The sequence below is a fragment of the Capnocytophaga ochracea DSM 7271 genome, assembly GCF_000023285.1.
In the GTDB taxonomy this organism is placed as follows: domain Bacteria; phylum Bacteroidota; class Bacteroidia; order Flavobacteriales; family Flavobacteriaceae; genus Capnocytophaga; species Capnocytophaga ochracea.
The window spans coordinates 2063140-2087286 of sequence record NC_013162.1; the positions used below are offsets into that span (position 1 = coordinate 2063140).

Consider the following 24147-nt stretch of genomic DNA (forward strand, 5'->3'; position numbering starts at 1 on the left):
CTTTGCCAAATAGTTACCAAATCATTCTCGTATGAACTTACACGAATACCAAGGAAAGGAAATCCTTTCGAGTTTTGGGGTGCGCGTACAACGTGGTATCGTTGCTCACACCCCCACCGAAGCCGTAGAGGCAGCCAAACAACTCACCGAAGCCACTAATACTCAGTGGTACGTGGTAAAAGCACAAGTACACGCCGGAGGGCGTGGAAAAGGCGGTGGCATTAAGTTAGCTAAAGGTTTAGACCAAGTAGAGCCTATAGCTTCTCAAATTATAGGTATGCAACTCGTTACCCCTCAAACGCCCCCCTCAGGGAAAAAAGTACATCAAGTGCTCATCGCCGAAGATGTATATTATCCTGGAGAAAGCGAGCCTAAAGAGTTCTATATGTCGGTACTATTGAATCGTGCCAAAGGTAAAAATATGATTATGTATTCTACCGAAGGAGGAATGGATATTGAGGCAGTTGCCGAAAAAACGCCACACCTTATCTTCACCGAAGAAATCGACCCTGCCGTAGGGCTCTTACCTTTCCAAGCTCGCCAGATTGCTTTCAACTTAGGCGTTACGGGTGAGGCTCAAAAAGAAATGGTGAAGTTCGTAACAGCACTCTACAATGCTTATGTGTCTTCTGATGCTAGCTTGTTTGAAATCAACCCTGTTCTAAAAACTTCTGATAATAAAATAATGGCAGTAGATGCCAAAGTAACTCTTGATGACAATGCACTTTTCCGTCACCCTGAGTATGCGGCTTATCGCGATACACGAGAGGAAAACCCAGTAGAAGTAGAAGCTAAAGCCGTTGGGCTCAACTATGTTGCTCTCGATGGTAACGTGGGCTGTATGGTAAACGGTGCCGGACTCGCAATGGCTACGATGGACTTGATTAAACAAGCGGGGGGTTCACCTGCTAACTTCCTTGATGTAGGAGGTACCGCCGATGCCAAACGCGTAGAAGCTGCTTTCCGTATTATCCTCAAAGACCCTAATGTAAAGGCTATCCTTATCAATATCTTTGGTGGTATTGTGCGTTGCGACCGTGTAGCACAAGGGGTAGTAGATGCCTACCAAAATATGGGCGATGCTATCAAAGTGCCTATCATAGTGCGCTTGCAGGGTACGAATGCCGAGCTTGCTAAAGAAATATTAGACAATTCAGGCTTAGCGGTTCACTCAGCAATCCTCTTCCAAGAAGCCGCCGATAAAGTAAAAGAAGTATTACAATAAACAACAGATAATATTTTTAGCTTTTCTGTTTTGAAGTTTATTCTTAGGAAAATATTCTAAATTCATATCGGTACACAATTTTTATTATTAAAAATTTGTGTACCGATATTATTTTTCATATCTTTGCGCCCAATTAAAATTTCAATAAAAATATATGAAATCAAACGTATTAGGTTATCCTCGTATCGGTGAAAAACGAGAACTTAAAAAAGCCAATGAGTCTTTCTGGGCTGGTAAAATATCAGAAGAAGAACTCTTAGCAGTGGCTGAAAATATTCGTGTTCACAACTGGACACTACAAAAAGAAGCAGGAGTAGATTTGATTCCTTCTAACGACTTCTCTCTTTATGACCAAATGCTTGACTTTTCGTTTACAGTAAGTGCTATTCCTGAGCGTTTTACACCAATTAAACATTTGCGTGATTTAGAACGTTATTACGCTTTGGCACGTGGCTATCAAAAAAATGGTATCGATATTACTGCAATGGAAATGACCAAATGGTTTGATACCAATTACCACTATATCGTACCCGAGTTTACTAAAGACCAATCTTTCAAAATTCTTGTAAACAAACCTTTGCAAGAGTTCAACTTGGCTAAAAAACACGGTTTCGACACTAAACCTGTACTTATCGGCTTGGTAACTTATTTGCTTCTCGGTAAAGAAAAAGAACAAGGATTCCACCGCTTAGACTTGGCTGAGCGTCTATTGCCTGTGTATGTACAAATCGTACGAAGTTTAGTAGATGCAGGTGCTAAAACTATTCAAATAGATGAGCCTTACTTAGCTCTCGATCTTCCTGAAGGCGCTGCCGATGTATACAAAAAAGTATATACCGAACTAAGAAGCAAATTCCCTACTACCGAATTTATCCTCACTACCTACTTCGGAGCTTTGGATAACAATACCGAATTAGCTGTTTCATTGCCTTTCAACGTATTGCACATCGATTTAGTGCGCGCAGCGGCTCAGCTTGACAAAGTGCTCAAAGCACTTCCTGCCGATAAAAAACTATCACTTGGAGTAGTAGATGGACGCAATATTTGGAAAAATAACTTCGAGCATTCATTAGCATTGATTGAGAAAGCCAAAGAAGCTATCGGTGCTGACCGCCTATTGATAGCTACTTCTTGCTCTTTATTGCACTCTCCTTGCAACCTCGAACTCGAAAACAACGAGAAAGTGCTTACTCCTGAAATCAAACAATGGTTGGCTTTTGCTAAACAAAAAGTAAAAGAAGTAACTACTTTGCAAGCTCTTGCTACAGGTCACATAACTCCTGAGGTAAAAGTAGCCTTTGAAGAAAACAAAAAAGCAGCTGAAACACGTAAAACTTCACCGCTTATCCACGACAACAAAGTGAAAGAGCGTGTGAATAACATCACAGCCAAAGACGATGTGCGCCACAGTCCGTTCAACGAGCGTAAAGTAGCACAACACAAAGCGTTAAACTTACCTCTTTTTCCTACAACTACTATTGGGTCATTCCCTCAAACCGACGAGGTACGCAGCTGGCGTGCTCGCTTCAAAAAAGGAGAACTCACTCAAGCCGAATACGACAAGCTATTGGAAAAAGAAATTGAAGAGTCTATCCGTTTCCAAGAAGATACCAATATCGATGTACTCGTACACGGCGAATTTGAGCGTAACGATATGGTGGAATACTTTGGCGAATTGCTCAAAGGTTACACCTTCACTAAATTCGGTTGGGTACAAAGCTACGGTTCACGTTGCGTAAAACCACCGATTATCTTTGGTGATATTTCTCGTCCAGAACCGATGACTGTACGTTGGAGTAAATACGCACAATCGCTTACTAAATTGCCCGTAAAAGGTATGCTTACAGGCCCTGTAACTATCTTGCAATGGTCGTTTGTACGCGATGACCAACCGCGTTCTGAAACTTGTTTGCAGATAGCTTTAGCAATCCGCGATGAAGTAGTAGACCTCGAAAAAGCTGGCATCAAAGTCATTCAGATTGACGAACCAGCTATCCGTGAAGGATTGCCATTGCGCAAGAGCGAGTGGAAAGCCTACTTCGATTGGGCTATCAAAGCGTTCCGTATTTCAGCTTCAGGCGTAAAAGACGAAACTCAAATCCACACCCATATGTGCTATTCTGAGTTCAACGATATGATTGAAGCTATCGCCGATATGGACGCCGATGTGATTACCATAGAGTGTTCACGCTCACAAATGGAACTCCTCGATGTATTTGGTGACTTTAAATATCCTAACGAAATAGGCCCTGGGGTATACGATATTCACTCACCACGCGTACCTTCACAAGAAGAAATGACCAACTTGATGAAGAAAGCCATTTCGGTAGTGCCAAAAGAACAATTGTGGGTAAACCCCGACTGCGGACTCAAAACGCGTCACTGGCCAGAAACCAAGGCAGCTCTCCACGCAATGGTTGATACCGCCAAAGAACTTCGCAATCTCTACAAATAAGAAATAAGAAGTAATAAATAAAAAAAGCAATGTGCATTTTCTTGCACATTGCTTTTTTGTTGTTTCACATACTTTGCCAAAGTTTCAAGCTTTGGAAAAGTTGATGACACAATATTTTTATCAAAAATACTCTTTTATTTTGCAGGAATGATATTTTTTTTGTACATTTGCCTCATCAAACCAGAATAACTATTATAAGAGGTACTAACTCGTATAGTTTTTAAAATAGTATTATAAAATAACATATAGCGTTTCGCTTTACAGTTTCCTAATTTCTGAAAACGACCAATTTTTTTAGATGTAAATAGGAAAGTAAAAGTGGAAATGCCTGCGGTTACGTGGGCATTCCTTTTGCTTATTTACATCAGCCTTTGGTCGGGCTTCAGAAATTGAGCAATAAGGAATGTTTCCACGTTTTTTTATTGCTCTGTTATAGTGAAACCTACCTAAAAGGCGGTAACCGAAAAGCCTGAACAGAGTAGGTATAAACTTAATTTTATGTAACAATAGCAATGAAAAACAAAAACAAAAACGTAGCGTGGGCGACCTTTCGCACTGCTACACAGTTAGTAGCCATTATGGCAGTAATTTTAGTAACCCTTATCGCTTGTAGTAAAAGCGACAGCGGAGGAAGTACAGACAACAAGAACTTAATTGGCACTTGGAAGTTAGAAAGTATGACTATTGATGGAAAGAATGCTTGTGAAGTATATCCTGAGTATTTATTCTGTGGAAAATGTAAGAAGCTTCCTTATTTTGTTTTTTCTGACAAAGAATATGTGTCTTATTCTTATGATGGTTCTTGTGAACTCAAAAAAACAATTGGAAAATACACTGTTTCAAAAAATACAATAGTACTTATTGATAATCAAGAAGGTGGTTCTTCAAATTTTACCATATCAGGGAATAAACTTACCTTTACTTCTCCAGTAGAAGATGATAAAGGAAATAAACATACTTCTACTATGACTTTTGTCAAGCAATAAATCTCCCATATCATTGCCCTTAGAAACTTATTTAAGAAACAAAAAGAGCAAAGCGCTTTAACGCGCTTTGCTCTTTTTTATCTGTCACTCCAAAAAATCTTCAACCTACTCTGTTGTAGTTTTTTCAGGTAATTCATTATGTTCTTCTCGTTTAAATACAAAAGTGTCATAATAAGTATTGAAAAACTGTACAAACATAACCGCACCTTGTCGGTCTTTGTATACTTCTACTAACAAATCCCCATCTTTATCAGGAGCTATGCGTATTCTATCAATATCTACTCCTAAAAAAATAGGAATAAACGGATAGATTCTAAACCTATTATACCGTTGCCAAAAGTTCTTCTTCTGTTTGCCTTTAAAGCCAGCTACCATTCTCACAGTAGTCGTGCTATCCTTCACTTTTTGGTAACTCACGTACAGCGAATCTGCTTTTACTTGCAGTTTAAACCTACTTAAAGGAAGCGCTGTTTCTTGGTATTCTTTGGGCAGTAGTGGAAAGAACAAGGGAGCTTGCTTTTCCATAGGCTCAGAATATACATAATACGTCCCTTCATTAAGGGTCTTAATAGCAGCTTCATCCATAGGAGCTGTCATTTTAGGGCGTTGCACTGTTTTACACGAAAACAGCAATAACGATAGTAAAACAAAAGCAATGGTTCTCATATAAAATTATTATTAATCATTCACCACTAATCACTCACCATTAATCATCAGTTCCTCTCTTTTAGCATCGGTACAAACTGAAAAGTCCCGTGCGTAGTCTTGTGAAATTCTTTTTCCGATATGCGCTCGTAAAGCGTCATTGTTTGAGTTTCTTCTCCTATCGGAATTACTAAACGTCCTCCTACCGCCAATTGTGCAAGCAACGCTTTCGGCACATAAGGAGCGCCTGCCGTTACCAAAATACGGTCAAAAGGCGCTTCGTTAGGAATCCCTTTATAACCGTCGCCAAAGTACATATGCACAGTACGATTCATTAGTTTGGGGAGTAGTTTTTGTGTTTGCTTAAAGAGTTTCTGTTGTCGCTCAATAGTGTAAAGCTGTACCCCTAAATATAGCAGTACACTAGCTTGATAGCCACTGCCCGTACCTATCTCCAATACTTTTTGTCGAGGTGATACTTGTAGCAATTCCGTTTGGAAAGCTACGGTATAGGGTTGAGAGATAGTTTGCCCTTCCTCTATCGGGAAAGCCTTATCTTGGTAAGCGTGGTCTTCAAAACTGCTGTCCATAAACAAGTGGCGTGGTATCGTGCGAATAGCCTCCAATACACGCTTGTCCTTTATGCCTTTTTCTCTCAATAAATCAGCTAATTGATTCCGTAATCCTTTGTGTTTTAATGTGTCTTTCAGCGGTAGCATCTTCTTGTATTTTCGGGTACAAAATTCAACCTTTTTTTTCAACTAAAAAAGTATTTGTGTTATTTTTTTGCTAAAAAGTTGATTAGTTTAAAAATTATTTATACTTTTGTGGCGGAAAAAACTAAATTAGGAAAGAGATGAAGCGTTTAAAACGTAACTTGCATTTCATCTTTGTCTTCCTTTTAGCTACGGCTTGCAGAGTGAGCGATACCTCCTCTGAAGCCACTCAAGTAGTGAAAGTTGAAGATAGATATGAAATGACACTACCTAACTCTCTTACCAGCCAAAATAATCTTTATGAAGAAGCCTCTCTGCAATATGGCAACGGTAAGTCTGAGCTTTTTGTTGCAGTAATCGATGAAGACCGCAAGGAGCTTAATGAGGTACTTTACCAAGTGTTAAAGGACTCTTTGCATATTAAAAACAAAAAAGCCTTTGTTAAATCTTTCGGATTAAAGGACTATTTTAGCATCTGCAAAAAAGGTTGGGCAGAAGCCAAGATGATGCGCCCTACTGATAAACAAATTACCGAAACTACCATCAATAAATATCCTGCTGTAGTAGTTGAAACTACCGAAACCGTCAATGGTATCGGAGTCTTTTACGTGGTGGCTATTGTCGAAACTAAAAAGACCTACTACCAAGTTTTTACCTGGACGTTAGCTAGCAAAAAAGAAAAGAATTACCAGCAGATGAAGGACATTATCAATTCCCTAAAAGAATTATAAATACTTATCTAATGACTATTAATGTAGCCCTTGCCAGTTTTGGTATGAGTGGACGGGTATTTCACGCTCCTTTCGTAGCACAACACCCACAGTATCACCTCTATGCGATAGTAGAACGCCATCGTTCCGATTCGCACGCTCTATATCCTGGTGCTAAACTTTATCGCTCAGTAAACGAAATGCTACAAGACCCTGTGGTAGATTTGGTAGTGGTCAATACCCCCGTGCAAACCCATTATGAGTATGCCAAAGAAGCGTTATTAGCAAATAAGAATGTATTGGTAGAAAAGCCTTTTACCGTTACTGTCGAGCAGGCTGAAGAACTCAATACATTAGCTACAAAACAAGGCAAGCTGCTTTCCGTTTACCAAAATAGGCGTTATGATGGCGATTATTTAAAGGTAAAAGAAATAGTAAACAGTGGTGTACTGGGCGAACTTAAAGAAGTAGAAATGCGCTTCGACCGTTTCCGAAGTGAAATTAGTGCCAAGGCTCATAAGGAAACTCCCGAACGTGGGGGAGGGGCTCTCTACGATTTAGGAGCACATCTCATAGACCAAGCGCTCCAGCTATTCGGTACTCCTAAAAACGTATATGCCGATTTGGGTTACCTTCGTAAAGGTACTCAAACCGACGACTATTTTGAACTGATTCTCTTTTACGAAAACGAACTACGTGTCCGCCTTAAATCCACTACCTATGCTTTGGAACGCCAATGGGAGTACACCTTGCACGGCACTAAGGGTTCCTTCCTTCAACAGCGGTTCGACGGACAAGAAAATGCCTTAGTAGCGGGTACTATCCCTTCAGCCTCTCAGTGGCTACCTTCTGTTACCGAACCTAATGGCATTCTCCATACAATTGAAAAGCGTTTGTTTACTACCGCCCAACACGGTAACTATTGGCTTTTTTATAACGACCTTTACCAAGCTTTAACAGGCAAAGGTACCAATCCCGTACCTGCCACTCAAGCCGTTGAAATTATCAAAATTATTAGTCAATTTAGCCAATAACACAATCTGCTAATTCTCTAATTTTCTAATTTGCAAATTATAACCTTCCTTGCAAGAATTTCTTTACTTTCTTCACATCATACCCCTTCCCCGATTCTAAATCTTCACTTTTTTGAGTGAAAAGCACATCTCCTTTTTCATTGAGAATCAAAAAAGAGGGATAACCATATTGTGCGCCAGGGTTTCCGTACTTTTTAAAAGCCTTTTCATTCTTGTTTTCAGGTGAGAAGTTTAGGTGATAGAAAATATATTTCTTATCCAAAATACTTTTCAGTTCAGGCGTAGTAGTCACCAAATGGTTAAAGCGCAAGCACCACACACACCAATTGCCACCTATTTGCACCAACACTTTTTTGTGTTCTTTTTTAGCTTGTTTTAGCAGTTGTGTAATACGTGCATCACCGTCTTCCTCAGGGTGATAAGGTTGTTCATAACCAGCGCGTTCTTTACTTATTTCCTCGCTGTTTTGAGACCAAAGAGCAGTACCTCCCCAGCAGAGGAGTGCTATAAAAAAGTATTTCTTCATAAAAACCAAATCTTTTGAAAATATACAATTACAAAAAAAGTGCCAAGATATTTCAAGAGCTACATCGAGGCTGTTTTAAAAGTCTTAAATTGCATTTGCGTCGCTACACTTTGCTAAAGTTGCCTGTGTGGCTCACTCCTTTGGCAAAGTTGATTACCTTGATAATCAATTTCTTTTAGTCATATTGTAGAGGCGATTGGCAAATTGCCTTCACAATAAACATTACTAAATTTCCTCTTTTCAATAGATTTTATCTATCATAAATGGCTCTTATAAGCATCTAATATATAGGTTATTAATAGCGTTCCTTCGTCTTTTGTTCGTCTTTTGTTCGTCTTAGCTTCGTCTTAGGTTCGCTTTAGCTTCGGTCAAACTCCCTCTAAAATGGCTCTTTTTTCCTCATTTCTCATAGATAATATCTATATAGAGAAAACTATCCGCTTAATGAGTTGATATTTTTTAAATATCATAACTATTTTATAGTTTCATTTTTTATTGATTTTTAAGATTTCCATAAGGTTAGATATTCCTTTTTTATTCTGAATTCTCATTTGCTAATTTTCTAATTGGCTAATTCCCAAATTACTAATACATTATCTTAAAAATATTTCATAAAAAGTATGGTTATTCCAAAACAAAACATTACCTTTGCCTATCATTAATGAAAAATAAACGAAACAATTGCTTTTTATGGATAAGTATTCTTTTTTGAATGCCGCAAGTACGGCTTATTTTGGTGATTTATACGATAAATATCTCGAAAACCCCGATGCGGTAGAACCCAGTTGGCGTGCTTTCTTTCAAGGCTTCGATTTTGCTCAAGAGCAATACAGCACTCCGGTAGAAGAAGCGGTACCCGTAATGGTACAACAAGTGGTGGGTAACGAAAACCCTGCGCTTTCCGAAACTGTCAAGAAAGAGTTTGCCGTGCTTAGCCTCATCAATGGGTATCGCACTTACGGTCACTTATTCGCACAAATTAATCCGCTACGTCCTCGTGAGCCATATACACCTACTTTGGCTATCGAAAACTACGGGCTTACGACGGCTGACCTCAATACTACTTTCGATGCTGCCCGTGAAATAGGCTTAGCTCCCTCGCCTTTAAGTGCAATTATTGAGGCATTGAATACTACTTATTGTAAGTCGATAGGGGTAGAATATCAGTATATTCACAATCCCCAAGAACGCGATTGGTTCACCAAACGATTACAGCAAAATCACAATAAACCTCAGTTTTCTAAAGAAGAAAAACTGCAAATCCTTAACAAACTTAATGAAGCCACTTCTTTTGAGAACTTCCTTCATACTAAGTATGTAGGTCAAAAACGCTTTTCGCTTGAAGGCAACGATGCGCTCATCGCAGGTCTCGACTTTATGGTGGAAGCTGCTGCCGAGCAAGGCGTAAAACACGTAGTACTCGGTATGGCGCACCGTGGGCGATTAAATGTATTAGCCAATGTGTTCGGCAAGAATCCAAAGGATATCTTTTCCGAGTTCGACGGTAAGGATTACGAAATGGACGATTGGTTCGACGGTGATGTGAAATACCACTTGGGTATCACTACCCAACGCACTACTCGTGCCGGAAAAACCGTAGATATGAATTTGGTACCTAATCCTTCGCATCTTGAATCTGTAGATGCCGTTGTAGGAGGTATTACTCGTGCGAAACAAGACCACTATTGTCAAGAGAATTTCCGGCAAGCCTTGCCTATCATCATTCACGGTGATGCTGCTGTGTCAGGGCAGGGTATCGTCTACGAAACGGTGCAGATGTGTGGATTGAGAGGCTTCACCAATGCGGGTACCGTGCATATAGTGATAAACAACCAAGTAGGTTTCACTGCTAATTTTGCCGACTCGCGTTCGTCGTTGTACTGTACCGATATTGCAAAGATGAACGATTCGCCTGTGCTTCACGTAAATGCCGACGATGCCGAAGCCGTAGTGTACACTTTTCTCTTGGCAATAGATTACCGCCAAGCCTTTGGCAAAGACGTGTATATCAATCTCTTTGGCTATCGTAAATACGGTCATAATGAAGGCGATGAACCACGTTTTACACAACCTCTTTTGTACAAAATTATAAGTAAGCACGACAATCCCCGCAATATTTACGCACAGAAGCTAATCGAAGAAGGGCTCATACAGCAAAGTTATGTTGCCGAGATAGAGAACGCTTATAAAGCTACTCTTGATGCCGACCTCGAGGCATCTCGTCGCGAACCGCTTACGATATTAAAGCCTTTTATGCAAACCGAATGGCAAGGCTTTGAAATAGCATCGCCAAAACAAATGTTACAAAAGGTAGATACGACTATTAGTAAAGGAAAACTCGACACAATAGCCAAGGCACTTACTGAATTGCCTGCCGATAAACCCTTTATCAGTAAGGTGAAAAAGATTGTAGCCGACCGTAAAGAGGCATATGCACACAACCATATCGATTGGGGAATGGCAGAGCTCTTAGCGTATGGTTCACTCCTTACTGAGGGTTACGATGTACGTATCACGGGTGAAGATGTGCAACGCGGTACATTCTCGCACCGTCACGCTGTGCTCAAAACAGAAGATACCGAAGAAGAAATATGCTTCTTGCAAGACCTCAAAGCCAAACAATTGGCAACAGGTACTTTCCATATCTACAATTCGCTGTTATCCGAATATGGAGTCTTGGGCTATGAGTACGGCTATGCGATGGCAAGTCCGCGCACACTCACCATATGGGAAGCACAGTTCGGCGACTTCTCCAATGGCGCGCAAATAATGATTGACCAGTATATCTGTTGTGGTGAAGACAAATGGAAAGTGCAAGACGGATTGGTAATGTTACTCCCTCACGGTTATGAAGGACAAGGAGCTGAGCACTCTTCAGCACGCATAGAACGCTATTTGCAACTCTGTGCTGAGAACAATATGTATGTAGCCAATTGTACTACCCCCGCTAACTTTTTCCACCTACTACGTCGCCAAATGAAGACTACCTTCCGTAAGCCGTTAGTAATATTCACTCCTAAAAGCTTATTGCGCCACCCCCAAGTGATTTCAACTGTGGAAGACTTAGCTGGCGGACAGTTCCAAGAGGTATTAGATGACCCTATCGCTAAAGCTCAAAAAGTAAAACGCGTAGTATTTTGCTCTGGGCGCTATTACTACGACCTCTATGCTGAACGCGAAAAACTTGGCAGAGACGATATAGCCTTAGTGCGCATCGAGCAGTTGTTCCCGCTACCGCTAACACAGCTCAAAACCATTATAGCGAAGTACAAACACGCCACCGACTTTATTTGGGCGCAAGAAGAACCTAAAAATATGGGCGCTTATGGTTATATGTTAATGAATTTTGATTTGGTAAAATGGCGTTATGTAGGTACTCCTGCTTATGCAGCCCCTGCCTCTGGTAGCCATACCCGTGACCGCGAACGCCACAGCAAAGCTATCGCAGCTGTATTTGAATAATAAAAACTAAAAATACCAATTTAATATGAAACGAATTATTACATTACTATTACTGATAACCACTTATGCGCTACCAGCGCAAAAAACAGTTACCAAAATTGTGTCACGAGAACAGAATTCACCCTTGTATGTAGTGAATGGCGTTCTGATAGACGATAACAAGGTAAGTAGTATCTTTTTAAACGCAATTGAGCCTAATGATATTGAGAATATCAAGGTACTTAAAGATCCTTCTGCCACTGCTTTATATGGTAGTAAAGGCGAAAAAGGAGTGGTTATTATTACGTTGAAGAAAAGTAAAGATACTTCTAAGAAAGATAATCTACCAGGAATAGAAATTTCTAACAAAGATTTTCCTCTGATTGTTGTCAATGATGTAGAGTTTTCAGATTCTGAAGTAGGAAAGCTTTTTATGAACAATATCAACCCTAAAAAAATAGAGAGTATCGTAATGCTGAAAGACAAAAAAGCTACTGAAAAATATGGTGAGAAAGCTAAATACGGAGTGATTTTAGTTACTCTAAAAGGAAAACCTGAAAAGTTAGATATACCACCTTATGAACCTAAGTCTTAGTACGACGAGCAATTCGTCGCAAACTTTGGCAAAGTTCAACCCCTATGGGGAATGGAGCTTTCTAACACATAACACCTAAAAAAATGAGTCGAACTTTTTACATTAAAAATACACAAGCACCTAAGGAAATGACTCCTCAACAATTGCTCGACCTCCAGCGTGAGGGATTTGTACAATACTCTATTGATGATAACGACGAGCATTACTCCCAAGTGATGAACGCACCGCTCAGTGATTGGGGCTATATGCTAATGGGACAAGAAGGCATCAGCGGTCGCGGTTTTGAGGTCTCTTACGACACCGAAACCCAAGATTACGGTGTGCGCGTCTTTACTCCCAGTACCGAAGCCGATTGGTTAGGTGCGTATGAGTTTATTGGCAAAGTAGCCACTGCATTGGGTAGCAAAGTAGTTGATGAAGAAGGAGAGGTTTATGAGCCCAATGCCATTACGTACGATTATAGAAACGATATTAAATTTGGCATCAAATGTTATGAAGGTGAAAAAGGAGGATCTTATCTGTTCGGTGTCTACCGCCCTATATGTTTGTCAGACGAAATGATAAACGGGTTATTAGCCGCCGAAGATAAGGTAAAAGCCTTTAGTCAGCTCATAGAAAAACAACTATATGAGCACCCTGATGCATATATCGCACGTCAGCAGTTTTTTAGAAATGACAGAGGAGAGGTGATGGGAGCTTATGCTCTTACAGAGGGTGTCCCTACTATCTTGCCATATGAATATCCGCCTTTTGTAGATTTCACCCAAGTAAACCTCAGTCAAGACGATGTAAAGTTGTGGCGCATTAGTTTGGTAGTTATCAACGGCGATGAAAACGACCCTAATGCTTATGGGGTACTCGATGGGCTCAATTACCAAACCTTTTTAGAGCGATTGCCTCAAGAGAAAATACAAAAACTCGATGGACATTATATGTTAGTAGAACTCAACCACAAAGAACTTGAAGCTCTTTTACAAAACGATAGGCAAGAACGCAAAGGATTCTTAGCAAAATTGAAAAACTTTTTAACGACGAAATAACTAATACCTAACACCTAAAACTAAACGATATGTTGGAAATGAAAGTCCCTTCACCTGGGGAATCTATCACCGAAGTAGAAATAGCCCGTTGGCTTGTAAAAACAGGTGATTATGTAACCAAAGACCAAGCTGTTGCCGAAGTGGATTCCGATAAGGCAACCCTCGAACTTCCCGCTGAAGCCAGTGGAGTTATTACACTGCAAGCCGAAGAAGGCGAAGCTGTAAAAGTAGGACAAGTGGTATGCTTGATTGATACTAAAGCAAAAGCGCCAGCAGGAGCTTCATCAGCAGGTACTTCACCATCACAACCAGTCAAAAAGGAAGCTCCTGTGGCACCCAAAACTACAGCTCCAGCACCTTCCACAGCTCCTATAGCACCTGCCTCTTCTGCAAAGCAAGTTCCAAGTCCTGCAGCTCGTAAAATATTAGCAGAACGCGAGATTCCTGCATCAGCAGTAGTGGGTACAGGCAAAGGAGGTCGCATTACCAAAGAAGATGCACTTAAAGCCTCCAAACCTTCGATGGGGACTCCTACGGGTGGCGTGCGCAAAGAAGTGCGTACTAAGATGAGTATGTTGCGCCGAAAAGTAGCCGAACGCTTGGTGAGTGCTAAGAATGAAACCGCTATGCTCACTACCTTCAATGAGGTGGATATGACGGCTATTTACGATTTGCGTGCCAAATATAAGGACGCTTTCAAAGAGCACCATAATGTGAGCCTCGGCTTTATGTCGTTCTTTACTTTAGCCGTCGTGCGTGCCCTTAAACTCTTCCCCGATGTCAATTCGATGATTGACGGACAAGACAAGGTAACTTACGATTTCTGCGACATCTCTATAGCCGTTTCAGGACCTAAAGGCTTGATGGTTCCCGTGATTCGCAATGCCGAGAACCTTTCGTTTAGAGGTGTGGAAGCCGAAGTAAAACGCTTAGCCACTCGCGCTCGCGATGGACAAATTACGGTAGATGAAATGACTGGTGGTACTTTTACGATTACTAATGGGGGCGTGTTTGGCTCTATGCTTTCTACTCCTATCATCAATCCGCCACAATCAGGGATTTTGGGTATGCACAACATTGTAGAGCGTCCTATCGTGCGCAACGGACAGATAGTGATTGCTCCTGTGATGTATGTAGCTCTTTCATACGACCACCGTATCATCGATGGGCGTGAATCAGTAGGATTTTTAGTAGCTGTAAAAGAAGCTCTCGAAAATCCTATAGATATCTTGATGAATGGCAACCCTAAACAAGCCCTTGAGCTTTAAAAAAGTAGAAATAAGAATATAGAAAACTCCCTATAAAGCTAACAGCTTTATAGGGAGTTTTAATAATTAGTGCATTATGAATCAGTTACTTTGCAAAAGCAACAGCTTTCATTTCTTCAATGAAACGCAGAGCGAGTTTATCGGCTTCTACTTGACTTTTAGCTTCAGTGTAAATGCGAATAATAGGTTCAGTATTAGATTTTCGCAAGTGTACCCAGCTTTGAGGAAAATCAATCTTTAAGCCATCGATAGTATTGATTTGCTCGTGTGCGTACTTCTTTTGCATTTCACGTAGGATATTATCGGGGTTAATGTCTTTGGTAAGTTGTATTTTGTTCTTGCTCATATAATAAGCAGGATAACTATTGCGCAAGGTCTTTACACTGCATTTTCTTTCAGCAAGTAAGGAAAGGAATAACGCTACACCTACCAAAGCGTCACGACCATAGTGTAGTTCAGGATAGATAATACCTCCATTGCCTTCACCACCTATGATTGCGTGCACTTCCTTCATTTTAGCAACTACGTTTACTTCACCTACAGCTCCTGCAGCATACTGTACTCCGTGCTTTTCGGCTATATCTCTCAATGCACGAGAAGAAGAGAGGTTAGAGACTACATTTCCTTTGGTTTTTCCTAAAATATAATCGGCGCAAGCAACCAAAGTATATTCTTCGCCGAACATTTCACCTTCTTCCGTAATAAAAGCTAATCTATCTACATCGGGGTCTACTACGATACCAAAATCGGCTTTTTCTTCAAGTACTTTTTTGCAGATGTCTCCCAAATGTTCTTTTAAAGGTTCGGGGTTATGAGGAAAATGTCCGTTTGGTTCACAATACAAACGAACTACTTCTACGCCAAAACGTTCTAATAACTTTGGAATTGCAATGCCTCCTGTGGAGTTCACCGCATCAACAACCACTTTGAATTTACAATTGCGTATGGCTTCGATAGTGGAGGATGTTAGCAACCCTAACACTGCCTCAATATGTTTTTGAATATAGGTATTATCGTGAGAAATGCTTCCTAAAGCTTCTACGTCAGCAAAAACCACCTTATTCTCTTGAGCAATGGTTAGAATTCTTTCACCTTCTTTAGCACTGAGGAACTCTCCCTTATTATTGAGAAGTTTTAGGGCGTTCCACTGTTTAGGATTATGACTTGCAGTGAGAATAATGCCCCCATCGGCTTTTTCCATTGTAACAGCTACTTCGACGGTAGGAGTTGTACTTAGCCCGATATCCACTACATTAATGCCTAATCCTACAAGGGTGTATTGTACTAAGTTCTGTATCATTTCGCCCGAAATACGTGCGTCTCTTCCTACAACTACCTTTATATTTGCTTTGTTGAGGGTTTCTTTGAGCCACGTACCATAAGCGGCAGCGAATTTTACGGCATCGATAGGGGTTAGATTTTCATCGGGTACACCTCCAATAGTACCACGAATACCTGAGATTGATTTGATTAATGACATAATTTAAGTGATTATACTCTCTTCAAAAGATAATAATAACATAGAAGAGAGAGTGTTTTTTCGCGACAAAAATAGGATAAAAAAATGATATATAAAAATTTGAAATCATAAAGATTAATGGTTAGTGATTAATGATTAATGGTTAAATTAAAGGAGGCTTATGGGATAAACGAACAACAAGCGAAGAAAGAATGGGTCTACAGTGGGTCTACAGTGGCTCTATAGTGGCTCTATAGTGGGTCTACAGTGGGTCTACAGTGGGTCTACAGTGGGTCTACAGTGGGTCTACAGTGGGTCTACAGTGGGTCTACAGTGGGTCTACAGTGGGTCTACAGTGGGTCTACAGTGGGTCTACAGTGGGTCTACAGTGGGTCTACAGTGGGTCTACAGTGGGTCTACAGTGGGTCTACAGTGGGTCTACAGTGGGTCTACAGTGGCTCTACAGTGGCTCTATAGTGGCTCTACAGTGGGTCTATAATAGTTTAAGAATGCTTGATGAATGAACAAAAGACAAATTCAAAATAAGGAAATAATGGAGGTAAGAAAGAGACTATTGGGAGCTTTCAACTTTGCCAAAGTCTGAAACTTTGGCAAAGTCCATACTGGAAAAGGGAGGGTAGTGACGTAAAGACGGTGCGACCTGCACGGGCAGGTGTTATTAGCAAATTAGCAAATTTGAGAATTAGCAAATGGGGGCGAGAGAATGAAATAATGTAGATATGGAGAGCTTATAGGAAAGACGGTGCGAGCCGCACGGGCAGATAAACAAAAGACGAAGAAAAGACGAACAAATGACGAACAAATGACGAACAAATGACGAACAAATGACGAGCAAATGACGAACAAAAGACGAACAAAAGACGAACAATGAACGAACAATGAACGAAGAATGAACGAAGAATGAACGAAGAAAATATGAAGGAAAAGTGAAGGAAAAGTGAAGGAAAAGTGAAGGAAAAGTGAAGGAAAAGTGAAGGAAAAGATGAATGACGAATGACGAAAGCCCCCGAACCCCCGAAGGGGGACAAGCCTTAAAGAGAAATTGGTGAAGACTATCAATCTGAAAGACAAGACCTATTTGAAGAGAAAGCGAAGCTAAAGTAGACCTAAAACGAACAAATAACGCTGCGAGCCACAAGGGTGGATAAAGAATAAATGAACAAAAAGCGAATTTAAAGTAAATGAAATTGCGATTTTCTATGGCTTTATAGAAAAGATATTTGCTTATACTGATTTGCGATAGGAGCGCCACCAACGTTCGGGGATAGTGCCACTAATGGCTTCTTCGTAGTCTTGAGGTAGACAAGGAATAAGTCCGGAGGGTATGTGGTTTTGAGGTCCGGAGTATTTATCGCCTCCGGGTTTCATCCACCAGCGTTCGGTTTGTGTACTTTTGAAGAACTCTATTTGGATATCTTCAATGGGTACGATGTATTTAGTATAATTCTCGTCGTTTATCACAGGTAGTTCTTTGATACGGAAGTTAAATCCTTCGTAGAAATACCAAAGCATTTCGGCGAGTAGCTGACTTGCCAAATCGGTATTGGGGATATCGAAAATACCTGCCACTTGCACATTACTACTGATACCTGCATAACGCGTGATAGCACATATTTCCCTACTATTGAAGCCGTTTACATTACCTTCAGTTAACATATCTTTTGCCTGCACACAGGTCATATCGACGCTCACGATATCGGCATCACGCATTGCGGGCTCGATAATCTTCAAATCATTCACTATATTGCCCAAGCGGTGTACCTCAAAACACATTTTTTCGAGCAAATCGAGCTCTTCTTGAGCTACGTAATAAGACTGATAACCGAGATTGGTAAAATCGAGTAAATTCACGGGAGGTTCTGAAATGAGTTTGCTCATATAGGAGCTCTCTACAAAGAGTTCTTCGGTATCGCCAAAATCGAACTTAGCATCTACACACACTACATTCACCATTTGTTCGAGACTATCGAAAGCGCGGTAGAGGAAATAAGTAAAGTCTTGCGAACCCCCCAGCACCACAGGGATAACGTCTTGCTTAATGAGCTCGGCTACAATTTCTTTGATAGCAAAATGAGTATCGTCGTCGGTTTCGCCTAAGGGCAAGTTACCCAAATCGGCAATGGCAAAATTCCAATTTCCCATAAAGAGAGAATACAGATGCTGACGGAAGCGATAGAATGACTGTCCTTCGGTTTCGATACAAAAAAAGGCAATTTTCACGTCGGTAAGGTCAGGTAAACCAAGGGAGGGGAGGTGTTTATGGAGTTGGAAACCCACTTGTTGTGGCTTGTAATCGTCTAAGGTGAAAGCTTCATCAACGGGTTGTAAATAGGATAGTGACATAATTTTTCTTATTAATAGACGGCAAAGGTAGGGGATAATTAGCAAATTAGCAAATTTAAGGATTAGCAAATTATTTGTGGTTCTTCATTCGTAGTTCGTAATTATTTATTATTTTTGCAAAAAATTAAGACCTCTATTAGGCTCTTTATATTTAAAGATAAAAAAGGATTCACTTTAAAATGAAGATATTACATATAGACAGAAACCACCCCTTGATGCTTTCACAACTCGCAGCACAGGGTTTTGAAAATTACGAAGACTATAAAAGCTCTAAAGAGTCTATTGAAGCTAAAATAGCTGATTACGATGGAATTATTATCCGCAGTCGTTTTACTATAGACAGGACATTTTTAGACAAGGCGACTCGATTGAAATTCATAGGCAGAGTAGGTGCAGGGCTTGAAAATATAGACGTAGCTTATGCCGAAAGTAAAGGTATAACGCTCATCGCAGCCCCCGAAGGCAATAGAAATGCAGTAGGCGAACACGCACTCGGTATGCTTCTGGCATTGCTGAACAAGTTTAAGAAAGCCAATAACGAAATTAAAAACGGCAAATGGTTGCGCGAGGAGAACAGAGGTTGGGAGCTTGACGGCAAGACAGTAGGTATCATAGGCTACGGCAATATGGGAAAGAGTTTTGCTAAGAAATTGCGCGGTTTTGACTGTAGTGTGATTTGCTACGATATACTCCCCAACAAAAGTGACGAGAATGCCAAACAAGTAACCTTAGTAGATTTTTTTCGTCAGGCAGATGTAGTGAGCTTGCACACACCTCAAACCCCACAAACTATAGGTATGGTGAATGAAGTATTTATCAATAGTTTTGCTAAGAGTTTTTGGCTCTTAAATACTGCACGTGGGAAGAGCGTAGTTACCGATGATTTGGTACGCGCCTTGCAAAGCGGGAAAGTATTAGGAGCAGGTTTAGACGTGTTAGAATATGAAAAGGCATCGTTTGAAGACTTCTTTAGCGACGAACAAATGCCCAAATCGTTTAAATATCTATTGGAAGCGGATAATGTGATTCTCACTCCTCATATTGCAGGCTGGACTTTAGAAAGTAAAGAAAAGCTTGCGCAGATAATAGTAGACAAGATAATTAGCAAATTTGGGGAATTAGCAAATTGACAAATTAAATAGAAATGAAAAAGAATTATTTACTCATTGGAGTAGTAGCTTTACTGCTCGGTAGTTGCTGTGCTACTAAAAACATTACCACAACGCAAGCTACTACGCAAGAAAGTGCCCTCATTGCCAACGGCAAATTGTGGTCGTCTTACTTTCAGCAAAACGCTGCTGAATATGAAGCTTTGTGTTTGCAAGCCTTCAACGTGGCACAATTGCGATTGGACGAAGCCCTTGCTAAAAAGGGCGATAAACCGCTGGCAATTGTTACCGATATAGATGAAACCTTTTTGGACAATTCGCCCTTTGAAGCCTATTGTGCGAAACAGGGTATTAGTTATTCACAAAAAGCGTGGGAAGAATGGACAGTTTTAGGCGATGCCAAACCGCTAACAGGCGCGTTAGAGTTCTTTAAATACGCCGATAGCAAGGGAGTAGCTATTTTCTATGTGACTAATCGTCGTGACAACGAACGTGAAGGTACGACCAAGAACTTGCGCAAGTACAATTTTCCTTTGCCTTCGGACAATCGACTTATCTTGCGTTCTGCTGAGAAGAGCAAAGAAAACCGTCGATTACAAATTGCTAAAGATTACGACATTGTGCTCTTGATGGGTGACAACCTTTCCGACTTTTCTAAAGATTTCGATGGTGGTACTCCAAAAGAACGTTCAGAGGCAGTACATAAGAATAAAACAGAGTTTGGTAAGCGTTTTATTGTGCTCCCTAACTATTCTTACGGCGATTGGGAAGGAGCTGCTTATGGTCATAAATACTCTATTCCAGAAGCCGAGAAAGAAGCGATTATTAAGAATAATACAAAGGCATTTAAATAGGTAAGAGGTAAAGCTAGGGTTCTGGAGTTGGCGTGTATGTGAATAAGAGACAAAAATATTGTCAATTGAAAATTAATTTCTATCTTTGCAAAAAATTAAGCACTATATGCCTAAGAACACTGTTACGCCTTATCAAGATTCAGCACAGGGTAAAAAGGAACAAGTTACCCAAATGTTCAACACTATTTCAGATAGTTATGATGGTTTGAACCGTGTGATTTCGTGGGGCTCAGATGTAAAATGGCGTAAATTTGTAGTACAAAAAGTGGCAGAGATACACCCTACTACGGTGCTTGATGTAGCTACAGGCACAGCCGATTTAGCAATTGCTCTTACTACTATTCCAAATGTGAGGATTACAGGATTAGATATCTCAGAAGGAATGTTGGAAGTAGGGCGCGAAAAGATAGCTAAAAAAAAACTTACCGACCGCATTAATTTAGTACACGGAGACAGTGAGCAACTACCTTTTGCTGATGCTACTTTCGATGCTGTAACGGTAGGCTTTGGAGTACGTAACTTTGAAGATTTAGAAAAGGGACTAAGTGAAATTCTCAGAGTGCTGAAACCTAAGGGGCGCTTGGTAGTATTAGAGACTTCTGTACCTAAAAAGTTCCCTTTTAAACAAGGGTATCATCTATATACAAATTATATGATGCCCCTCATTGGCAAACTCTTTTCTAAAGACAGGTTGGCTTATCGGTACTTATCTGATTCGGCTATCCATTTTCCTTATGGGAAGAAGTTTCAAGAGATATTAGATAAGGTAGGTTATCAGAAAACTGAATATTATCCTAAAACCTTAGGTGGAGTAGTCACCATTTACATAGCTAATAAATAGAACTTTAACAATAAAAAATGAATAAGAAAACATTTAAAAAGAGTCTTATAGGGTTGTTCTTATTTTTAGGAGCATTGAATTTGTATGGGCAAATCAAAGAGCCTATTATGAACTTAGAACATTTTGATGACAAACGCTTTCAATGGGGATACTATTTTGGTACCAATGTGTTTGATTTCAAAATAGATTACCGCGACTTAAATTATCGCACAGCTAATCTCCGAGAAATACAAACTGACCGTAAATTAGGTTTTAACGTAGGTCTTACAGGCTCTGTGCGCTTAGTGAAACATCTCGATTTGCGAATTGAGCCAGGTTTGGTGTACAACAAGCGTATTCTTATCTTCCCTGGATTCTCTGATTCGAGAGATTCGATGCGCGATGTTCCTTCTACATATATTTATATTCCGTTATTGCTAAAGTATAGCGCTAAGCGCTGGTATAACGTAAAACCCTACGTAACGGCAGGAGCTTCTATGGTGTTTAACTTGAGTAGTAATGCGAATCTAAATGTTGATAATTCCGAAAAGACTTTCCGTGCTACAAGAAATGTTTTCTTCTATGAATTAGGTTTAGGTATTGACTTCTACACTCCTTATTTTAGAGTCTCTCCTTCTCTGAGAGCCTTATTTTCAGTTAATAATGAGTTGATACCCGATAATAATCCCAATAGCCCTTGGACAAGTAACCTTAATGGTTTAAAGAGCCGTGGTTTCTTATTAAATCTAAACTTCGAATAATATGAAGAAACTAATCCTTATAGTAGTTTTTTTGATAAGTCTTGCGTCTTATGCGCAGAACTTTAGCTACCCTATGGCAAGTCCACGTCAGGTAATCACACAACAGTTTTCTGTGAGTCAAATTACAGTAGATTACGGTCGCCCAAGTGTGCGTGGTCGTAAAATATTTGGCGAATTAGTCCCTTATGGGAAGATTTGGCGTTTAGGAGCTAATCAAGCTACGAGTATTAGTTTTCTTCAGCCTGTAAAATTTGGTGGTAAATCGGTAAAGAAGGGCGATTATGCTATTTTTGTAACTCCTGAAGCTCACCAGTGGACGGTAGTTCTCAATTACGATGCCGATGCGTGGGGAGCTTATAGCTATGACCCTAATGAGAATGCTATTGAATTTACAGTGCCTGTTACTCAAACCAAAGATTTACAAGAAGCTTTAGAGTTCTCATTCGAGAACATTTCTAATGAAAAAGTAAATTTAGTAATTCGTTGGGAATATACTAAAGTGGAAATCCCTATTGAAATAGACAAAAAGGAAACTATTGATAAGATTATAGAGCAACTCAAAGAAGTAAAACAATTTGAGAGAGACTTGGAAGGTAAAGACGATAAGAAATAATGGAAAGGAAACAAGTATGGAAATATAGTGTTTTTGCTATTTACATAGTTATTTGGCTTGTTTTTCGTACTTTCCCTACCGTTACAGAACATATTTATAGTAAAGGTATCTACCCGTATATAGCTAAAGTGTTGCACTTTTTATTCGGGTGGATACCTTTTTCTATGGGTGATATTCTATACACGTTGTTCATTATAGGTATATTTTTAGTCGTAGTAAAATACTTCAAAAAGTTATGGCAAACCCCCTTAAAAATCTTAGATAAAATATTTTCAAAAATAATACGTATTGTCTTTGCCTTTTTCTTCCTCTGGGGGTTCAACTATTTTAGGGTACCTTTATCGGAATCTTTACACATTTCTAAAGAATATACCCAAGCTCAACTGTTGAAAGCTACACAAATGTGTATTAACAGAGCCAACTCAATCCATTCTCGATTAGCAACCAATGATACTACTAAAGTAGACTTTTGGCTTTCACAAAAAGAAATATATCGCATTGCTTATAACGGCTATCCTTTGGAGAAACAAGGTGTTACAGACTTTAAAGCAATGAAAAGCGTCAAACCTTCTCTTTACAGTAAATTGCTTACCTATATGGGATATAGTGGGTATTTGAATCCGTTTACTAATGAAGCCCAAGTAAACAGAAAGATGATAGGTTATAGTGTACCTATTACTGTTTGCCACGAGATAGCACATCAAATGGGGTATGCTGCCGAAGAAGAAGCAAATTATTTAGGGTATTTGGCAGCTTTAAAAACTGATAATCCTTATTTTAAATACAGTGCAGAACTCTTTGCCTTGCGCTATTTTCTCAATGAAGTAGCTCAAGTAGCCCCTACTGAATATGAAAGCCTTCACTCTCAAATTCACAAAGGTATCTTTGAAAACTATAAAGAAGTGCGTTTTTTTTGGCAACAATATGAGAACAAAGCTGAGCCTGTTTTTAAAGCAAGCTACGATGCGTTCTTGAAAGCAAACAAACAATCACAAGGCATCAATAGTTATGATTTAGTGGTGGGATTACTAATTCCTCATTATGCTGGAAATTAGGAATTAGAACTAACCATTAATTATTGACCTTTAATCATTAATTACAGAAATTTGTTAAGTTCCATTAGTAAAACTTCACTGTCTTGAAAGCCTTCTCCGCGCCAAATAAGATTCATATTATTAAAGATAATAACAGTAGGCAAGACACTTATCTTCAGTGCCTTACTTAATTCTTTATTCTTGTTAATGTCTACTTTCACAACCTTTACTCTATCCCTCAAAATAGTAACTACTTCGCGTAATACAGCATTCATATGTAGTGAAACTTCAATACCTTCAGAATAAAAACAAATGAGCACAGGTGTATTTACATTGATGATATCACCAAATTTCTCCATAATTTTATGTTTAAAATAATGGCACAAAAATACAAAGTTTTTTTTAATTACAAATAGAAATAAACAAAATATATTATTTTTTATTTTTAAAAAGCTATTAACGCTATCTTATTTTCCTCTTTCCTTTAGCATT

General features: G+C 39.6%; 21 protein-coding genes. 15 read left to right on the forward strand and 6 right to left on the reverse strand.

Translation table 11 applies throughout. The features are described from left to right. The first annotated feature begins 31 nt into the window (after nt 1-31). The 3 genes from sucC (at nt 32) to COCH_RS08715 (ending at nt 4666) form a co-directional block, all read left to right on the forward strand. Nucleotides 32-1225 carry an ADP-forming succinate--CoA ligase subunit beta gene (gene sucC / locus COCH_RS08705; protein WP_015782784.1) on the forward strand — a complete coding sequence of 398 codons (1194 nt, stop codon included), beginning with the start codon at nt 32-34 and terminating at the stop codon, nt 1223-1225. A 154-nt stretch (nt 1226-1379) separates the two neighbouring features. Then, on the forward strand, nt 1380-3680 hold the full coding sequence (metE, locus tag COCH_RS08710; RefSeq protein ID WP_015782785.1) for a 5-methyltetrahydropteroyltriglutamate--homocysteine S-methyltransferase: 2301 nt from the start codon (nt 1380-1382) through the stop codon (nt 3678-3680). Between the two features lie 512 nt (nt 3681-4192). Further along, complete coding sequence (locus COCH_RS08715; RefSeq protein ID WP_015782786.1) at nt 4193-4666, forward strand: lipocalin-like domain-containing protein; 474 nt, start codon at nt 4193-4195, stop codon at nt 4664-4666. Nucleotides 4667-4771: 105 nt separating this feature from the next. Here the strand turns inward: COCH_RS08715 and COCH_RS08720 are convergent, their stop codons facing one another. Beyond that, the gene (locus COCH_RS08720; protein WP_015782787.1) at nt 4772-5332 is read right to left on the reverse strand and encodes a hypothetical protein; all 561 of its coding nucleotides are present in this window, start codon (nt 5330-5332) and stop codon (nt 4772-4774) included. A gap of 47 nt (nt 5333-5379) precedes the next feature. After that, nucleotides 5380-6030 carry a protein-L-isoaspartate(D-aspartate) O-methyltransferase gene (locus COCH_RS08725; RefSeq protein WP_002671501.1) on the reverse strand — a complete coding sequence of 217 codons (651 nt, stop codon included), beginning with the start codon at nt 6028-6030 and terminating at the stop codon, nt 5380-5382. Between the two features lie 137 nt (nt 6031-6167). On the opposite strand from COCH_RS08725, the gene COCH_RS08730 reads away from it, so the two are divergent. After that, nucleotides 6168-6758, forward strand: coding sequence for a hypothetical protein (locus COCH_RS08730; RefSeq protein WP_002671504.1), 591 nt, complete (start codon nt 6168-6170; stop codon nt 6756-6758). 11 nt (nt 6759-6769) lie between these two features. Further along, on the forward strand, nt 6770-7771 hold the full coding sequence (locus COCH_RS08735; protein ID WP_015782788.1) for a Gfo/Idh/MocA family protein: 1002 nt from the start codon (nt 6770-6772) through the stop codon (nt 7769-7771). A gap of 37 nt (nt 7772-7808) precedes the next feature. Here the strand turns inward: COCH_RS08735 and COCH_RS08740 are convergent, their stop codons facing one another. Beyond that, on the reverse strand, nt 7809-8297 hold the full coding sequence (locus COCH_RS08740) for a thioredoxin family protein (RefSeq protein ID WP_009411346.1): 489 nt from the start codon (nt 8295-8297) through the stop codon (nt 7809-7811). Between the two features lie 690 nt (nt 8298-8987). On the opposite strand from COCH_RS08740, the gene COCH_RS08745 reads away from it, so the two are divergent. From COCH_RS08745 to odhB, 4 genes are all read left to right on the forward strand, one after another. Continuing rightward, the gene (locus tag COCH_RS08745) at nt 8988-11759 is read left to right on the forward strand and encodes a 2-oxoglutarate dehydrogenase E1 component (protein WP_015782789.1); all 2772 of its coding nucleotides are present in this window, start codon (nt 8988-8990) and stop codon (nt 11757-11759) included. A gap of 25 nt (nt 11760-11784) precedes the next feature. After that, on the forward strand, nt 11785-12333 hold the full coding sequence (locus COCH_RS08750; protein WP_015782790.1) for a TonB-dependent receptor plug domain-containing protein: 549 nt from the start codon (nt 11785-11787) through the stop codon (nt 12331-12333). Nucleotides 12334-12416: 83 nt separating this feature from the next. Continuing rightward, nucleotides 12417-13373 (forward strand): DUF4299 domain-containing protein, encoded by a 957-nt coding sequence (locus COCH_RS08755; RefSeq protein WP_015782791.1) that lies wholly within the window; start codon nt 12417-12419, stop codon nt 13371-13373. Between the two features lie 29 nt (nt 13374-13402). Next, a complete protein-coding gene (odhB, locus tag COCH_RS08760) occupies nt 13403-14641 on the forward strand; it encodes a 2-oxoglutarate dehydrogenase complex dihydrolipoyllysine-residue succinyltransferase (RefSeq protein ID WP_015782792.1) in 1239 nt (412 codons plus the stop codon). An 85-nt stretch (nt 14642-14726) separates the two neighbouring features. On the opposite strand, the gene glmM is transcribed toward odhB, so the two are convergent. Then, entirely contained in the window at nt 14727-16121 is a 1395-nt protein-coding gene (gene glmM, locus COCH_RS08765; RefSeq protein ID WP_015782793.1) for a phosphoglucosamine mutase, read from the reverse strand. A 1224-nt stretch (nt 16122-17345) separates the two neighbouring features. After that, nucleotides 17346-18464 (reverse strand): formimidoylglutamase, encoded by a 1119-nt coding sequence (locus COCH_RS08770; protein ID WP_015782795.1) that lies wholly within the window; start codon nt 18462-18464, stop codon nt 17346-17348. A gap of 179 nt (nt 18465-18643) precedes the next feature. Here COCH_RS08770 and COCH_RS08775 point away from each other — a divergent pair, with 179 nt between their 5' ends. The 6 genes from COCH_RS08775 (at nt 18644) to COCH_RS08800 (ending at nt 23676) form a co-directional block, all read left to right on the forward strand. Next, nucleotides 18644-19594, forward strand: a complete 951-nt coding sequence (locus COCH_RS08775; protein WP_015782796.1) for a 2-hydroxyacid dehydrogenase — start codon at nt 18644-18646, stop codon at nt 19592-19594. 14 nt (nt 19595-19608) lie between these two features. Beyond that, the gene (locus COCH_RS08780) at nt 19609-20427 is read left to right on the forward strand and encodes a 5'-nucleotidase, lipoprotein e(P4) family (protein ID WP_015782797.1); all 819 of its coding nucleotides are present in this window, start codon (nt 19609-19611) and stop codon (nt 20425-20427) included. A gap of 106 nt (nt 20428-20533) precedes the next feature. Further along, the gene (gene ubiE, locus COCH_RS08785) at nt 20534-21268 is read left to right on the forward strand and encodes a bifunctional demethylmenaquinone methyltransferase/2-methoxy-6-polyprenyl-1,4-benzoquinol methylase UbiE (protein WP_015782798.1); all 735 of its coding nucleotides are present in this window, start codon (nt 20534-20536) and stop codon (nt 21266-21268) included. A 17-nt stretch (nt 21269-21285) separates the two neighbouring features. After that, nucleotides 21286-22008: a type IX secretion/gliding motility protein PorT/SprT gene (gene porT / locus COCH_RS08790; RefSeq protein WP_009411358.1), complete on the forward strand. Its 723-nt coding sequence runs from the start codon at nt 21286-21288 to the stop codon at nt 22006-22008. Nucleotide 22009: 1 nt separating this feature from the next. Next, entirely contained in the window at nt 22010-22621 is a 612-nt protein-coding gene (locus COCH_RS08795) for a DUF2911 domain-containing protein (RefSeq protein WP_002671558.1), read from the forward strand. After that, nucleotides 22621-23676, forward strand: a complete 1056-nt coding sequence (locus tag COCH_RS08800) for a DUF3810 domain-containing protein (protein WP_015782799.1) — start codon at nt 22621-22623, stop codon at nt 23674-23676. The genes COCH_RS08795 and COCH_RS08800 overlap by 1 nt, the downstream gene beginning before the upstream one ends. Nucleotides 23677-23717: 41 nt before the next feature. Here the strand turns inward: COCH_RS08800 and COCH_RS08805 are convergent, their stop codons facing one another. Beyond that, complete coding sequence (locus COCH_RS08805; RefSeq protein WP_015782800.1) at nt 23718-24014, reverse strand: thioredoxin family protein; 297 nt, start codon at nt 24012-24014, stop codon at nt 23718-23720. Nucleotides 24015-24147 lie beyond the last annotated feature (133 nt).

What these genes read in the sequence shown, in the direction of transcription:
- COCH_RS08755 (WP_015782791.1), top strand. Translation starts at nt 12,417, where the DNA reads ATGAGTCGAACTTTTTACATTAAAAATACACAAGCACCTAAGGAAATG.
- COCH_RS08805 (WP_015782800.1), bottom strand. Translation starts at nt 24,014, where the DNA reads ATGGAGAAATTTGGTGATATCATCAATGTAAATACACCTGTGCTCATT.
- ubiE (WP_015782798.1), top strand. Translation starts at nt 20,534, where the DNA reads ATGCCTAAGAACACTGTTACGCCTTATCAAGATTCAGCACAGGGTAAA.
- metE (WP_015782785.1), top strand. Translation starts at nt 1,380, where the DNA reads ATGAAATCAAACGTATTAGGTTATCCTCGTATCGGTGAAAAACGAGAA.
- COCH_RS08800 (WP_015782799.1), top strand. Translation starts at nt 22,621, where the DNA reads ATGGAAAGGAAACAAGTATGGAAATATAGTGTTTTTGCTATTTACATA.
- COCH_RS08795 (WP_002671558.1), top strand. Translation starts at nt 22,010, where the DNA reads ATGAAGAAACTAATCCTTATAGTAGTTTTTTTGATAAGTCTTGCGTCT.
- COCH_RS08770 (WP_015782795.1), bottom strand. Translation starts at nt 18,464, where the DNA reads ATGTCACTATCCTATTTACAACCCGTTGATGAAGCTTTCACCTTAGAC.
- glmM (WP_015782793.1), bottom strand. Translation starts at nt 16,121, where the DNA reads ATGTCATTAATCAAATCAATCTCAGGTATTCGTGGTACTATTGGAGGT.
- COCH_RS08730 (WP_002671504.1), top strand. Translation starts at nt 6,168, where the DNA reads ATGAAGCGTTTAAAACGTAACTTGCATTTCATCTTTGTCTTCCTTTTA.
- COCH_RS08715 (WP_015782786.1), top strand. Translation starts at nt 4,193, where the DNA reads ATGAAAAACAAAAACAAAAACGTAGCGTGGGCGACCTTTCGCACTGCT.
- COCH_RS08735 (WP_015782788.1), top strand. Translation starts at nt 6,770, where the DNA reads ATGACTATTAATGTAGCCCTTGCCAGTTTTGGTATGAGTGGACGGGTA.
- COCH_RS08775 (WP_015782796.1), top strand. Translation starts at nt 18,644, where the DNA reads ATGAAGATATTACATATAGACAGAAACCACCCCTTGATGCTTTCACAA.
- COCH_RS08780 (WP_015782797.1), top strand. Translation starts at nt 19,609, where the DNA reads ATGAAAAAGAATTATTTACTCATTGGAGTAGTAGCTTTACTGCTCGGT.
- COCH_RS08740 (WP_009411346.1), bottom strand. Translation starts at nt 8,297, where the DNA reads ATGAAGAAATACTTTTTTATAGCACTCCTCTGCTGGGGAGGTACTGCT.
- COCH_RS08750 (WP_015782790.1), top strand. Translation starts at nt 11,785, where the DNA reads ATGAAACGAATTATTACATTACTATTACTGATAACCACTTATGCGCTA.
- COCH_RS08720 (WP_015782787.1), bottom strand. Translation starts at nt 5,332, where the DNA reads ATGAGAACCATTGCTTTTGTTTTACTATCGTTATTGCTGTTTTCGTGT.
- porT (WP_009411358.1), top strand. Translation starts at nt 21,286, where the DNA reads ATGAATAAGAAAACATTTAAAAAGAGTCTTATAGGGTTGTTCTTATTT.
- sucC (WP_015782784.1), top strand. Translation starts at nt 32, where the DNA reads ATGAACTTACACGAATACCAAGGAAAGGAAATCCTTTCGAGTTTTGGG.
- COCH_RS08725 (WP_002671501.1), bottom strand. Translation starts at nt 6,030, where the DNA reads ATGCTACCGCTGAAAGACACATTAAAACACAAAGGATTACGGAATCAA.
- COCH_RS08745 (WP_015782789.1), top strand. Translation starts at nt 8,988, where the DNA reads ATGGATAAGTATTCTTTTTTGAATGCCGCAAGTACGGCTTATTTTGGT.
- odhB (WP_015782792.1), top strand. Translation starts at nt 13,403, where the DNA reads ATGTTGGAAATGAAAGTCCCTTCACCTGGGGAATCTATCACCGAAGTA.